9 protein-coding genes, 1 tRNA gene and 2 pseudogenes are annotated in these 13,122 nt (G+C 66.4%); 5 read left to right on the top strand and 7 right to left on the bottom strand.

The window, feature by feature from the left end:
• Positions 1-876, top strand: a pseudogene (locus JWN03_RS34340) (Fe-S oxidoreductase); the annotation flags it as partial.
• Between the two features lie 254 nt (positions 877-1,130).
• Positions 1,131-1,895 (top strand): copper homeostasis protein CutC, encoded by a 765-nt coding sequence (locus tag JWN03_RS34335; protein WP_297623813.1) that lies wholly within the window; start codon positions 1,131-1,133, stop codon positions 1,893-1,895.
• Positions 1,896-2,299: 404 nt separating this feature from the next.
• Here the strand turns inward: JWN03_RS34335 and JWN03_RS34330 are convergent.
• The 3 genes and pseudogenes from JWN03_RS34330 to JWN03_RS34320 form a co-directional block, all read right to left on the bottom strand.
• A pseudogene (locus JWN03_RS34330) lies at positions 2,300-3,583 on the bottom strand (YibE/F family protein); the annotation flags it as partial.
• A 533-nt stretch (positions 3,584-4,116) separates the two neighbouring features.
• The gene (locus JWN03_RS34325; protein ID WP_297623816.1) at positions 4,117-5,376 is read right to left on the bottom strand and encodes a pyridoxal phosphate-dependent aminotransferase; all 1,260 of its coding nucleotides are present in this window, start codon (positions 5,374-5,376) and stop codon (positions 4,117-4,119) included.
• Positions 5,377-5,404: 28 nt separating this feature from the next.
• The gene (locus JWN03_RS34320) at positions 5,405-6,865 is read right to left on the bottom strand and encodes a helix-turn-helix transcriptional regulator (protein ID WP_366914513.1); all 1,461 of its coding nucleotides are present in this window, start codon (positions 6,863-6,865) and stop codon (positions 5,405-5,407) included.
• Between the two features lie 152 nt (positions 6,866-7,017).
• On the opposite strand from JWN03_RS34320, the gene JWN03_RS34315 reads away from it, so the two are divergent.
• A complete protein-coding gene (locus JWN03_RS34315; RefSeq protein ID WP_297623807.1) occupies positions 7,018-7,467 on the top strand; it encodes a hypothetical protein in 450 nt (149 codons plus the stop codon).
• Positions 7,468-7,654: 187 nt separating this feature from the next.
• Here JWN03_RS34315 and JWN03_RS34310 read toward each other — a convergent pair whose 3' ends face one another.
• Complete coding sequence (locus JWN03_RS34310; protein ID WP_297623804.1) at positions 7,655-9,040, bottom strand: Hsp70 family protein; 1,386 nt, start codon at positions 9,038-9,040, stop codon at positions 7,655-7,657.
• A gap of 360 nt (positions 9,041-9,400) precedes the next feature.
• On the opposite strand from JWN03_RS34310, the gene JWN03_RS34305 reads away from it, so the two are divergent.
• Entirely contained in the window at positions 9,401-9,913 is a 513-nt protein-coding gene (locus JWN03_RS34305) for a YdcF family protein (protein WP_297623801.1), read from the top strand.
• Between the two features lie 22 nt (positions 9,914-9,935).
• Here JWN03_RS34305 and dcd read toward each other — a convergent pair whose 3' ends face one another.
• Both dcd and ctaD read right to left on the bottom strand, forming a co-directional pair.
• Positions 9,936-10,508 (bottom strand): dCTP deaminase, encoded by a 573-nt coding sequence (gene dcd, locus JWN03_RS34300; protein ID WP_297623798.1) that lies wholly within the window; start codon positions 10,506-10,508, stop codon positions 9,936-9,938.
• Between the two features lie 56 nt (positions 10,509-10,564).
• Positions 10,565-12,346: an aa3-type cytochrome oxidase subunit I gene (ctaD, locus tag JWN03_RS34295; protein ID WP_297623795.1), complete on the bottom strand. Its 1,782-nt coding sequence runs from the start codon at positions 12,344-12,346 to the stop codon at positions 10,565-10,567.
• A 300-nt stretch (positions 12,347-12,646) separates the two neighbouring features.
• Here ctaD and JWN03_RS34290 point away from each other — a divergent pair.
• Positions 12,647-12,717, top strand: a tRNA-Gly gene (locus tag JWN03_RS34290).
• 72 nt (positions 12,718-12,789) lie between these two features.
• Here JWN03_RS34290 and JWN03_RS34285 read toward each other — a convergent pair.
• Positions 12,790-13,116 carry a hypothetical protein gene (locus JWN03_RS34285; protein WP_297623792.1) on the bottom strand — a complete coding sequence of 109 codons (327 nt, stop codon included), beginning with the start codon at positions 13,114-13,116 and terminating at the stop codon, positions 12,790-12,792.
• Positions 13,117-13,122: the final 6 nt, after the last annotated feature.

Genomic DNA, 13,122 nt, shown 5'->3' with positions numbered 1-13,122 from the left:
CCCAAGGTGCAAGAGCCGGAACCGGTTTCGGAACCGGAGCCTGTTGTCGCCGAGCCTGTGGTCGAGGAGGCCGCAGCCGAGCCCAAGGCCGCACCGGCCCCGGGTAAGGGCCTGGGTATGAAGGGTCCGGCGAAGGCACCGGGCGGCAAGGGTCTGGGTATGAAAGGTGGCCTCAAGGCACCCGGCGCGAAGGCCGCTGCCCCCGCTGCCGCGGAAACCGCCGCTCCGGCAGCAGCTTCCACCGAGGCTTCCGCCGCCCCGGCCGCACCCGCCAAGGGCCTGGCCATGAAGGGTCCGGCAAAGGCACCCGGCGGCAAGGGCCTCGCCATGAAGGGCCCCGCGAAGGCTCCGGGTGCGAAGGCTGCTGCCCCGGCCGCGACTGCCGCGGAAACCGCCGCTCCGGCAGCGGCTCCCACCGAGGCTTCCGCCGCCCCGGCCGCACCCGCCAAGGGCCTGGCCATGAAGGGTCCGGCAAAGGCACCCGGTAAGGGCCTGGCCATGAAGGGCGCCGCCAAGACTCCGGGCGCCAAGCCCGCCGCGTCGACTCCCGCCGAAGCCTCCGCTCCCGCGGCCGCTCCGGCCGAGGCCACCGAGGCCAAGCCGACCATCGCGCCCAAGGGTCTGGCCATGAAGTCCGGCCTCAAGCGCCCCGCCGCAAAGGCTCCCGGCGCGAAGGCCCCGGCCACCGCTCCGGCAGCTCCGGCCGCCGAAGCGCCTGCGGCCCCGGCCGATCCGGCCCCCGAGGCTCCGGCTCCCGAGCTGGCCGCACCGGAGGCCAACGGCACCAAGGACAACGGCGCCGCCACCCCGCCGGCAGCCAAGCCGGGCGGCCTCGGCTTCAAGTCCGGCCTGAAGGCCCCGGGCAAGAAGAGCTGACAACCGAACACTGATACGGGCGCGCTACCCCACCGGGTAGCGCGCCCGTGTCGTTTCTGCCCACCGGTCAATTTCGCATCGACCACACAGCATGGGTCGAGATCGCACAACCCCGTACGAGCTGTTCCTTCCCGACACAGGCTGTTCCGTCCCGGTGCCAGGGCCCAGGGAGTTCGGTGAATAGCGGGTTGCGAAGATCGAATCTGCTAATGCTTAGCAAACACTGGGGGCGATCTTCGACCATACTTCGAGGTATGACGGAAGCGCGGGCGGTTCGGGTCGAGATCGGGGTGGAGTCGCTGGCGGGGGTGCGTATCGCGGATGCGGCGGGGGCGGCGCGGGTCGAATTGTGCACCGGATTGTCGGTGGGCGGACTGACGCCCAATGCCGCATTGGTGGAGGCCGCGGTGGGGGCCGCGGAGAACGTCCAGGTGCATGTGCTGATTCGGCCGCGGCCCGGCGACTTCCGATATTCCGCCGAGGAGGTGGCGCTCATGCGCGCCGATATCGAGCTGGTGCGGCGGCTGGGCGCACACGGAGTGGTCATCGGCGTACTCGACGAACACGGGAATATCGATACCGAAGCGAATACCGAGCTACTGGCCGCCGCCGAGGGCATGGAGGTCACCTGTCATCGCGCCTTCGATGTGTGCGCGGATCCGTACGGCGGCTTCGACCAACTGCTGGAACTGGGTTTCACCCGGCTGCTGACTTCGGGTCGTCAGGTGTCTGTACTCGACGGCGCCGCCCTCATCACCCGGTTGGTCACCCTGGCCGACGGCCGCATCGAGGTGATGGCCTGCGGTGGACTGCGCGCCGACAATGCCCGCCGGGTGATCGAGCTGACCGGTGTGCGGGATCTGCATGCGGCCGTACGGATTCCGGTGCCCGCCCTGCCGCAGTCGGACAGCACCGAAGTGTCGTTCGAGGAGATCGGTGTGCCGCGCGGCTCCGATCACTTCGCGACGGACGCCGACGGCGTGGCCGCACTGTGCGAGGCGGCCCGTCTGACAGTGTGACCGCCCGATTCACGGTGCAAGCATGTACTCCAGCAAATGAGTTTGCCGCACAGCCCTCACGGCTTGGAGTGCCGCCCGCCACGCGGCGGTTGCTGCGGTTTGGTGGGCCACGGCGCATTCGGATCCACCTGCTGCGACGGTGTATTCGCTTGCTCCGCAGCAGCTCTCAGCGACCACGGCGCCGGCGGATCCGCCTGCTCCTGCACCCGATCGACCGGTCCCGTCACCGGCCGGAAGGCCTGCGTCGGCGGCTGATCGCCCCGATACGGCGGCGGCGCCGGACTCACCGCGGGGGTTTGCCGTTGGCCCCGGGCCGCCGGAATCGGTTGTGCGTCTTCGGCTACCGGAACCTGCCGGGCCGCACCGGTCCGTTCCGGACGCGGCGGGCGCGCGGACTGGCGCGGCCGATTCGGCCCCGCGGCGCGCGGCCGTGCGGGCTGCTTGCCACCGAACGGGCGAGCCAGGATCACCGCGATGGCCGTGGTCAACGGCACGGACAGTGCGAGGGCGATACCACCGACCGCGGAACGCGCGATCTCGATGCCGACGGCATCACCGGTGAGCACGTCCCGAATGGAGCGCCCCGCGACACTGAACAGCAGCAGCAATGGCAGCGCACCACCGGCATAGGCGAGCACCAGGGTGTAGACGGTACTGGCGATGTGGTCCCGGCCGACCCGCATGGCGGCGGCGAAAATGCCGCGCCGGGTGGCCTTTTCGTCGAGCGCCGCCAACTCGAAGGCGGCCGAGGCCTGGGTGATGGTCACATCGTTGAGCACACCGAGCGAGCCGATGATGAAGCCCGCCAACAGCAGTCCGGTAATGCTGACATGCTGCAGATAGGTGGCGACATTGGTGTTCTGTTCCTCGGACAGGCCCGTCAGATGTGTCATCTTCAGTGCGAGCCAGGACAGTACGGCCGCCAGCGCCATCGAACTGAGGGTGCCGAGCAGCGCGGAACTGGTTCGCAGATTCACCCCGTGCGCGAGATACAGCACCGAATAGAGAATCAGCGCGCCCGCCACCAGCGCCACCGGAATGGCAGGCTTCCCGTCCAGCAGTGCGGGCAGCATGAATCCGACCAGCACCGCGAAGGCGCAGAGAATTCCGATCAGCGCACGTAGCCCGCGCCAGCGCGCGACCACGATGATGACGAGCGCGAAAGCCCCGACAATGATGCTGAGCGGCAACCCGCGCGCATAGTCGTCGAACGAGTACGTCGTGCCGCTGGCATCACCCGGCTTCGCCTTGGGGTCGGTCTGCCGCACGATGCGCATTCGATCGCCGACGCGCAGATCCGGTTGCCCTGGGCCGGGCGCGATTTCGAAGAGCGTGAGGCTGCCCTTGTCCGGCCCGGAGTCGATGGTAACGATGCTGCGCTGGCAGTTGTACCCGGTGGTGCGCGGCGCCTGCGGCTTCTCGTCGAACGGCTTCCCCTGCGAGGGACTGCCACACGCACCGAGATCCTGCGAAATCACAGTCCCGGCCTCGGTCTGCAGCGCCCCGCCGCCCCCGTTCTGCATGGGCAGCGGAATATCGACGTGCTGCGAACTGGGCCACAGCCAGAATGCCCCGGCCACGACCAGCACGCCGATGAACGTCAGCAGTCCGACGACCACACGCGCGGCGGTAGTACCGATCGCTATGGGCCCGGAGTGGTCGTGATGGTGATGATGGTGATCGCTCACTCGGGCGAGCCTAAACGAGAACCGTTTCCGAAGTGCGAATGGTCGCCGGGAACCCGCACCGGAACAGAAGGTGGATTCGAAAGGGTCGGAGACTTCACAACCGCAACAACTGATTTCGCAAGATCGGGGTAACTCCTGGGGTACCCCCAAAACGCAACCGGACCGCTACTGCGAGCCCGGTTGCCAAGTCCCCCCGCACCAAATCCCGGCAAAAGTTCCGGGGAGGCGGGTATGGGGGGCGGCGGAGAGCAGGGGGATGTCTCCGCCGCCCGGGGATCAGCGGCCCAGGGGGGTAGGCCGGCTAATCCAGGGCTGGACGTCCCAGGGGGGGTAGGAGGTCCAGCCGGGCACCTGAGTGCCAAGGCCTACTGTACACAAAAGACCGTTCTTTGCGCTAGCTAAGTCTCTAAAAACCCAACTTTTTCGTACTAGCGGTTTGTTTTCTGCCGCTTCCTTACCGCGCCATTGGACAAACGCCCAGCTCAGTCGGATTCGGTGCGCGGAAACCGGGAGCACGGCCCCCGAATCCCCTACTACTGCCGGTAACCGGCGAGGAAATTACCGAAGCGTTCGATCGCCACGGACAGATCCCGCGCCCACGGCAAAGTCACGATCCGCAGGTGGTCGTGATGCGGCCAGTTGAACCCGGTGCCCTGCACCATGAGGATCTTCTCCTGCAGCAGCAGATCCAGCACCAGCTTCGAATCATCGCGAATGGCATGCACTTCCGGATCCAGCCGCGGGAACGCGTACAGCGCGCCCTTGGGCTTCACACAGGAGACACCCGGAATCGTATTGAGCTTCTCCCACGCCACATCGCGCTGCTCCAGCAGTCGCCCGCCGGGCAGAATGAGGTCCTCGATGCTCTGATGCCCGCCCAGCGCCACCTGAATCGCATGCTGCGCGGGCACATTCGGGCACAGCCGGGACGAGGCCAGCAGCGAGATGCCCTCCAGGAAACCGGCGGCATGATCGGTCGGCCCGGTGATCACCAGCCAGCCGGAGCGGTAACCCGCCACGCGGTACGCCTTCGACAACCCGTTGAAGGTCAGGCACAGCAGATCGGGCGCCAGCGAGGCCAGCGAGATGTGCTTGGAATCGTCGTAGAGGATCTTGTCGTAGATCTCGTCGGCCAGCAGCAGCAGCTGATGCTTGCGCGCCAGATCCACGATCTGCTGCAGCACCTCCGACGAGTACACCGCACCCGTCGGATTGTTCGGGTTGATCACCACGATGGCCTTGGTCTTGTCGGTGATCTTGGCTTCCATATCGGCGATATCCGGCTGCCAGCCATTGGATTCGTCGCACAGATAGTGCACCGGCGTACCACCCGCGAGGCTGGTCATGGCCGTCCACAGCGGATAGTCCGGCGCGGGCAGCAGCACCTCGTCGCCATTGTCGAGCAGCGCCTGCATGGTGATGGTGATCAGCTCGGAGACGCCGTTGCCCAGGTACACATCGTCGACGTCGAATTCCGGGAAGCCGGGCACCAGCTCGTAGCGGGTCACGATGGCCCGCCGGGCCGGCAGGATGCCCTTGGACTCCGAATAGCCCTGCGCGTGCGGCAGCGCGGCGATCATGTCGCGCATGATCACATCCGGCGCCTCGAATCCGAAGGGCGCGGGATTGCCGATATTCAGCTTCAGGATGCGGTGGCCCTCCGCTTCCAGCCGGGCCGCATGCGCGTGGACCGGACCCCGGATTTCGTAGACCACGTTCTGCAGCTTGGTGGACTGCTCCAGGACGCGCGGGGACCGATGCGGTAGGTGACTGGAAGGACTCACCCGTCCAATGGTGCCATCCGTCCGCAACCAGCTTTTTTCACCGCGCGCTATCGGGCGGCAGCATGCCCTTGGCGGCGGTGGTTCCGCAAAACTCCTCGATCCTTTCGTCCAGGTGGCGGGCCTGGACGGCCTCCCGGAACTCCGGGTGGGTGAGCCGCTGCCGCAGTCCGGTGAGCCGCTCCTCCAATTGCGCGATGCGCTTGTCCTCCGCGAGTTGCAGCACCGGCTGCAGGGCCTCGGCGGCGCCGTCGAGACTGCCGTTGATCAGATGCGCGGCGGCGCTGTCCACCCGGGCCAGCGATTCCGCACCGTAGGAGCGCTGTTCGGTGGGACCGTTCGAGTACAGCTCGATGGCGCGGTGGGTGGCCTCCAGTGCGGGCTGGGCCTGACCGAGATGGATGTAGGTCGCCCCGGCGTAGTAGTGACTCTTGGGCTGGTTGAAACCGAACACCCCGCCGACCTCGTCGTGCAGCGTGTCACTGGAGCTGCCGTCGCGGGCACTGTCCGCCGAGCGAATGCAGCGTTCCGCGTCGGCGGTGCTGCCCAGCCGTGACCAGATGCGCGCCTCGATATTGTGCAGCCGCACCTGCGAGGTCGCCGATTCCGCGTACTGCTGCCCGCTCTGCGCCAGCAGTACCGCACGCCGCGGCCGCTCCGACCAGTATTCGATGAGCGCCTGCATACCGCGCGTCCACGCCCGCAATCCGTTGTGCTCACACAACTCCGCGTAAGCCCAAGCGGCCCTGGCCTGTTCACCGGCGGCATCGACATAACCGAGATCGGTACTGGCATTGGCGAGCAGACCGGACAAAGTGCCCGCAAGCAGGTACAGGTGGCCGGTATCCGCCGGCCTCTGATGGCCTTCCAGCAGGCGGTAGACGCGGCGGCGCACCCGCAGCATCTCCACCATCATGGGCACCGGCGGTACGTGCACATACTCATTGGCGATACGCGTGACATCGGCATCGAGCTGTTCCAGCATGGTCGCTCCCACATTGGTGCCCTCCGCCCTCCCAGCATGGTCGCTTGCTTCGTGGGCAGCCGCCATGATCAGATCCCTCTCCGAAATCGCCGCTAACGCATCGCCTCTCATCGCACCCGTATCGACGAGTGCCAGCAAATCCGCGTCGCTGGAATAACTGGCTTGCGCCGGAATGTCCTGCCCAACATGGGCACTGCCCTGGCGCGCATCGAAACCGGGTACGGAGCGGTCGCTCGAGGGCTGGTCGATCAGAGCCGCGAACCGTGCCCGCACAACATCGTCGGACCTGGCAAGAGATGTATCGAGGGCGGCCTGATTGACGGGACGGGGATGAACCCGATCGCCCCCGGCCTCCCACTTGGAGATCAGGCGTTCGTGCACACCCAAATGTGCCGCGAATTCCCGGATACTCATCCTTTTGGCATCGCGGAGCGCACGGGCCTCTCTACCTGACCACTGCCGGACCACGGTGTCATCCCTTCCGAACGAACTCCGATCTCCAGGGTACGAGCGCATCGTGACGTCGGCCACATGCGAGATCTAGCTGGTATCAGCCGCTTACGCGCTGGTAGCAGTGGCAGCACTAGGGCAGCGCAAGGAGGGTGTGCGGGCCTTCCCACCCTGCCGGGCGGACGCGACCCTGGAATGGGAGGCAAGGAGTTCCGGTGGTGAACGCGGACAAGCTGAGAACGGTGCAGGACTGGGTAGCGTATTACCGGCACGAGTTCGGGCTACCGGTCGCCGAGCGCGGCGGGTTCGTCATGCTGCCCGTCACCGGCAAGATCGGCATTGTGCACGTCCCCATCACGCGGGCCGAAAAGCTGCGCAGCGCACTACAACAGCACCGCCGCACCGGTCCGATGCTAGCGCGGCAGATTCGCTGGAGCTTCCTCACCGAACCCGATTCCCGCCCCGGCGATCAGGTCGTGGACGTCCTCAATCGCCTCGATATCGGCATACCCGCCATCGGCAGCGCCGTCATGCTCCCCACCGGACTGGGCCGCTGGACGCGCGAAGGCTGCCACTGGGTGGTGCCACCCGCCCGAGATCTTCAACTCCCACCCCTGTCGATGCTCATCACGACAGCTCTGGCGGTGGGAGCCGGAAGCGAGGACTGAACGCAGCCGGTCCTCGCACCGGCGCTTGCGGCGCCGGACCCACCGAGTCCGCCCCTTTTCCTGGCAGTCGACGGGGCGGACTCGGGGGGTAAATCTCGGCAGGATTCACCTGGCACCCTGCACATTTCAGAGAACTGCACGTTCAAGACATAGCGCCCAGGCCTACGAAAATCTCGGCCCGGTGAAATCAGCGGGGCGTGATTCCCGGCTGGTTTCCCGGTTGATTGGGAGCAGCGGCCGGCGCGGGGAAGAGCGGCGGCAGCGTAGGCACTACCACCGGCGGCAGGCCGGGAATGATCGTGAACGTATTCGGACCCGGCACCGGCGGCGGCGCATCGGTCGTTGTCGTCTCCTGCCGCGGCGGCGGGGCGGCCAGCGATTCATTGGTCGCGTCGGTGGTGGGAACCACGCTGGTCGGCACACTCGCCGAGGACCGCGTGATGGTGGGCGCCGCCGAACTGGTCGCGGCATCCGAACTCTGCGAATCGTGTTCCAGCACTTGCGGTCCCCAGCCCAGGGAGACGCCGATGGCGGAGACCACCACAAGTGCGCCGACCGCCACGCCGGCAATGCTGATCTCGCGCCGGCGGCTGATTTTCTCCACCGCGCCGGTGCTGGTCAGGAGCGTTGTCGTCGCATCCGGCGGCAGCACGGACGAATTCTCGAAGGCATCCCCGAACGGTGCGGGCGCGGGCCGCGGCTGCACCGGGCGGGCCATGATGGCCGCGCCGCGGGTGGCGACCGTGCCGGGATGGGCGGGCACCAGCACCGGCACTCCCAGCCAGCGCCGCAAAACCCGTGCCACCAGCGGAATCTGGGCGCAACCGCCGATCACGGCCACGGCCTGCACCCGCTGCTCGGAGCGCTGGATGACATCCCGGGTCATCCGTGCCGACGATTCGACGGCCAGCATGATCAGGGCTTCGAAGTTCTCCTGGGACAGCAGCACCAGGCCTTCGGTGGACGGCAGTGCGACCGCGCTGCTCTCGGAGAGCTGCTCTTTGGCGGTGCGGCACAGCGCATCCAGCGCGGCGAGCCCGGAGGCGTCCGGCGGATGGGCGATGCGCCCGGACGCGATCTGCTGTTCGCGGATCAGCGAATCCAGGTAGTCGCCACTGATATCGCTGGTGCGCTCGCTGAAACACACCTGGCGGGTGGCGGTGTCGACCACGGTGACCGAGAGGCCGGAGGCGCCGAGGTCGTAGATCGCGACGGTGCCGAAGCCCTGCAGGTCACCGGAATATTCGAGAAACTCCAGTGCCGCAACCACATCCGGGACCAGCTCGTAATTGGTGAATTGGCGGCGCGCCAGCTCGGCGCGAATCGCGCGGGCGGTCTGCTCGTCGCGGTAGGCCACCGCGGTGGCGCTGACCCGCGGATCCGCCGCCAGCACAGCGCCGATGGCGTCGGCGACCAGTTCCTCGGTGCGGCGTTCGCCGACCGGAATGGACTGGACATCGAAGGCGTCGACCGGATTCGGGCGCATCGCGCCGCGCTCGGCGGAATTCCCGGCACGTGGGCGGGCGACGCGCACTGCGCCGGCCCCCACCGAGACTCCCAGTACCGAACTCATCTGCTGCCCATCTCGTTTCCACCCCGCATCGAGGTTCCACGCTCACCGACGTGCGAGCGGGCCCACCCTGCCGCCTGCCGGCGTCGCGATACATTACGGTTGGGTCACTGTACCTGTCGCCGCCACCTTACGACGTAGCGAGCCTTACGTACACCCACTAGCTCAGACACCGGTCGGCATAATCACGCCATGTCCGAATCTCGGTGTGGCCCAGTCACGCTGACACAGCCCACAATATGGTGAATGACCAGGTCTTCCGTTCGGAATTCGCTCCGCGAGCGACGGGCCGGGCACCACGGTTGACTATGACATTTCCCAGTGCCGCCTAGCATCGGCGGAGTGCGCAAACACCGTCGGGCAGTGGCAGTTGCGGTCTTGCTGACCGTGGTGGCGGTGGTCGTCGCGCTGTGGCCGGTGTATGTGCGTCCACAACTCGATACACCGATGCGGGCCGACGCCATCCTGGTGCTCGGCGGGGCACACGACGGCCGCGAAGAGCTGGGCCTGCGCCTGGCGCACGAGGGATTCGCACCCCGGGTGCTGATCTCCGACCCGTACCAGAACAGCGGCCTGATCAATCGGATCTGTCACGGGGGCTACAGCTTCCGGGTCGAATGCTTCGACCCGAATCCGCGCACCACCCGTGGTGAAGGGCGGTATCTGGCGGCACGGGCCCGTCAAGAAGGCTGGCATCGCGTCATCGTGGTGACCTTCACGCCACATATCTCCCGGGCCCGCTACATCCTCGGAAAGTGCTGGGGCGGCCAGGTTCTCATGCTGGACTCACATCCGTCGATCGGCCCGCTGCGGTGGTCCTACCAGTACGTCTACCAATCCGCGGGCTATGCAAAGGCCGTCTTCGAGGACTGCTGACGGCTGCCGCAGACCTGCGAGCTCAGCGCTCCAGCGGGAAGTTGAGGTACGCGCGCGACGGGGTCGGACCGCGCTGGTTCTGGTACTTGGAACCGGCTGCCGCACTGCCGTACGGGTTCTCGGCCGGGCTGCTCAGCCGGAACAGGCAGAGCTGGCCGATCTTCATGCCCGGCCACAGGGTGATCGGCAGATTGGCCACATTCGAGAGCTCGAGCGTGATGTGCCCGGTGAACCCCGGATCGATGAATCCGGCGGTGGAGTGGGTGAGCAGGCCGAGGCGGCCGAGGCTGGACTTGCCCTCCAGGCGGCCGGCCAGATCGTCGGGCAGGCTGACCCCCTCGAGGGTGGAGCCGAGCACGAACTCACCCGGGTGCAGCACGAACGGCTCGTCCTTGCCGGGTTCCACCAGCGTCGTCAGCTCGTCCTGCCGCTGCGCCGGATCGATATGGGTGTAGCGGGTGTTGTTGAAGACCCGGAACATGCCGTCCAGTCGCACGTCGATACTCGACGGCTGCACCAGCTTGTCGTCGAACGGGTCGAGCCCGAGACGCCCATTGGCGAGTTCCTTGCGGATGTCGCGATCGGAAAGCAGCACGCCAAGAGCGTAGTGGTCCCCGATCGCGACCCGACGCCCGGGCGCGCAGCATCCGATCAGTACTCGGTCGGCGCGTCCGTGGGCTCGGAGCCGTCGGCGTCGACCACGGGAGCCGCCGCCACGGCCACCACCTCGTGTTTCCGCAGCGACCAGCCCGCATGCGCCTCGGCGTGCATGCGCTCGACCATGTGCGGATAGTGCAGCTCGAACGCCGGACGCTCCGAACGGATCCGGGGTAGCTCGTAGAAGTTGTGCCGCGGCGGCGGGCAGGTGGTCGCCCATTCCAGCGAATTGCCGTAGCCCCACGGATCGTCCACGGTCACCACTTCGCCGTAGCGGTAGCTCTTGAAGACATTCCACACGAACGTGATCATCGACAGCCCGAGTACGAACGAGCCGACGGTGGAAATGGTGTTCAGGGTGGTGAACCCGTCACTGGGCAGATAGTCCGCGTAGCGGCGCGGCATGCCCTCGTTGCCCAGCCAGTGCTGCACCAGAAAGGTGAGGTGGAAGCCGAAGAACGTGGTCCAGAAGTGCAGCTTGCCCAGGCGCTCGTCCATCATGCGGCCGGTGATCTTCGGGAACCAGAAGTAGATGCCCGCGAAGGTCGCGAACACGATGGTGCCGAACAGCACGTAGTGGAAGTGCGCGACCACGAAATAGCTGTCGGAGACATGGAAGTCGACCGGCGGGCTGGCCAGGATGACACCGGACAGGCCACCGAACAGGAACGTCACCAGGAACCCGATGGACCACAGCATGGGTGTCTCGAAGGTCAGCTGGCCGCGCCACATGGTGCCGATCCAGTTGAAGAACTTCACCCCGGTGGGCACCGCGATCAGGAACGTCATGAACGAAAAGAACGGCAGCAGTACCGATCCCGTCGCATACATATGATGCGCCCACACCGCCACCGACAGCGCGCCGATGGAGAGGGTCGCGAACACCAGCGTCGTATATCCGAACAGCGGCTTGCGGCTGAACACCGGGAAGATCTCGGTCACGATCCCGAAGAACGGCAGCGCGACGATGTACACCTCGGGGTGGCCGAAGTACCAGAACAAATGCTGATACAGAATCGCGCCACCATTGGCCGGGTCGTATATGTGCGCACCCAGATGCCGGTCCACGGCCAGCGCCAGCACCGCCGCGGTGAGAATCGGAAACGCCAGCAGCACAAGCACACTCGTCACCAGGATGTTCCAGGTGAAGATGGGCATCCGGAACATGGTCATGCCCGGGCAGCGCAGGCAGATCACCGTGGTGATCATATTGACCGCGCCGAGAATGGTGCCGACACCCGACAGTGCCACACCCATGATCCACAGGTCCGCGCCCACGCCCGGCGAATGGATGATGTCGCTCAGCGGTGTGTACGCGGTCCAGCCGAAGTCGGCGGCCCCGCCCGGCGTGATGAATCCGGCCGTCGCCATGGTCGCACCGAACAGGTACAGCCAGTAGCTCAGCGCGTTCAACCGCGGGAAGGCCACATCCGGTGCGCCGATCTGCAGCGGCAGTACCGCATTGGCGAAACCGAAAACGATCGGCGTCGCATAGAACAGCAACATGATGGTGCCGTGCATGGTGAACAGCTGATTGAACTGCTCGGGCGAGAGGAACTGCAGCCCCGGCCGCGCCAGCTCCGCCCGCATGAGCAGCGCCATCAGGCCGCCGATCAGGAAGAACGACAAGGCGGTGAACAGGTACATGATCCCGAGCACCTTGGGATCAGTGGTCGTGATGGCCTTCCACAGGAAGGATCCCTTGGGCCCCATTCGGCGCGGATAAGACCGCGCGGCTTCGATTTGCGGGATATCCCGCGACGGCACCGTGGTCATGCGTCACCCCCGAGCAGGAAGCACCGACGCGCGCGTCAGCAAACGGTCGGCACAACCAAAGTTCCTGTGGTGGACAGGCTTTCGACCCTGCGCGACAGTCTACGACCGCCTCCGTACAAAACCCCCCGGTTCGCGGAAAGAACTCCACGAAGATCGGCGCGCCGCCCCCGACACGGCGAAGCACTCACAGGGAAGATCCCGGCCGGCCCCCTCATCCCGGCGCGGACCAGCCGGGATGGGGAAAGGGTTGCGTCCCGCACGGCCCGGTCTGATAGAGTCGCGAACGCGTGAAAGCGCACCGCCGATGTAGTTCAATGGTAGAACTTCTGCTTCCCAAGCAGATGGCGCGGGTTCGATTCCCGTCATCGGCTCCCTACGAAGAGGCCCTCCGGTCAGCATTATGCTGAGGGGGGCCTTTTTCGTTGCGCCGCAGGCGTTTCTGCCTACTTCAGGCAGTCGGTGACGATCTTATTGGTGGCGGTGCGGGCCTTGTCGGCGTCGGGGCCGCTCATGCCGAGGGATTCGGGGTCGGTGGCGGTGGCGTTCTTATTGTCGTTCTTGATCATGAGGCGCAGCCCGTCCTGCGAAATCCCCTGGTCCACATAGATCTTCGCGGCGCAGTCGGCCAGCTTCACATCCTTCAGCCCGCCGTCCTGCAGCGCCTTGGAGATCTGGCCCTGGGAGACAGCCGGAGCCTTGTCGCTACTACCGCCACAGGCGGCCAGCAGCGGCAGCGCGACAAGCGCGGCGGCGATCATCGAAATACGCACTGGGGT

Source organism: Nocardia sp. (assembly GCF_025465275.1).
In the GTDB taxonomy this organism is placed as follows: domain Bacteria; phylum Actinomycetota; class Actinomycetes; order Mycobacteriales; family Mycobacteriaceae; genus Nocardia.
The sequence above is the reverse complement of the archived record's forward strand: the minus strand, read 5'-3'. Positions and strand labels throughout refer to the sequence as shown.

Excerpts from the sequence above, each read along its gene's own strand:
- JWN03_RS34335 (WP_297623813.1), top strand. The coding sequence starts at position 1,131 with ATGACGGAAGCGCGGGCGGTTCGGGTCGAGATCGGGGTGGAGTCGCTG.
- JWN03_RS34310 (WP_297623804.1), bottom strand. The coding sequence starts at position 9,040 with ATGAGTTCGGTACTGGGAGTCTCGGTGGGGGCCGGCGCAGTGCGCGTC.
- ctaD (WP_297623795.1), bottom strand. The coding sequence starts at position 12,346 with ATGACCACGGTGCCGTCGCGGGATATCCCGCAAATCGAAGCCGCGCGG.
- JWN03_RS34320 (WP_366914513.1), bottom strand. The coding sequence starts at position 6,865 with ATGCGCTCGTACCCTGGAGATCGGAGTTCGTTCGGAAGGGATGACACC.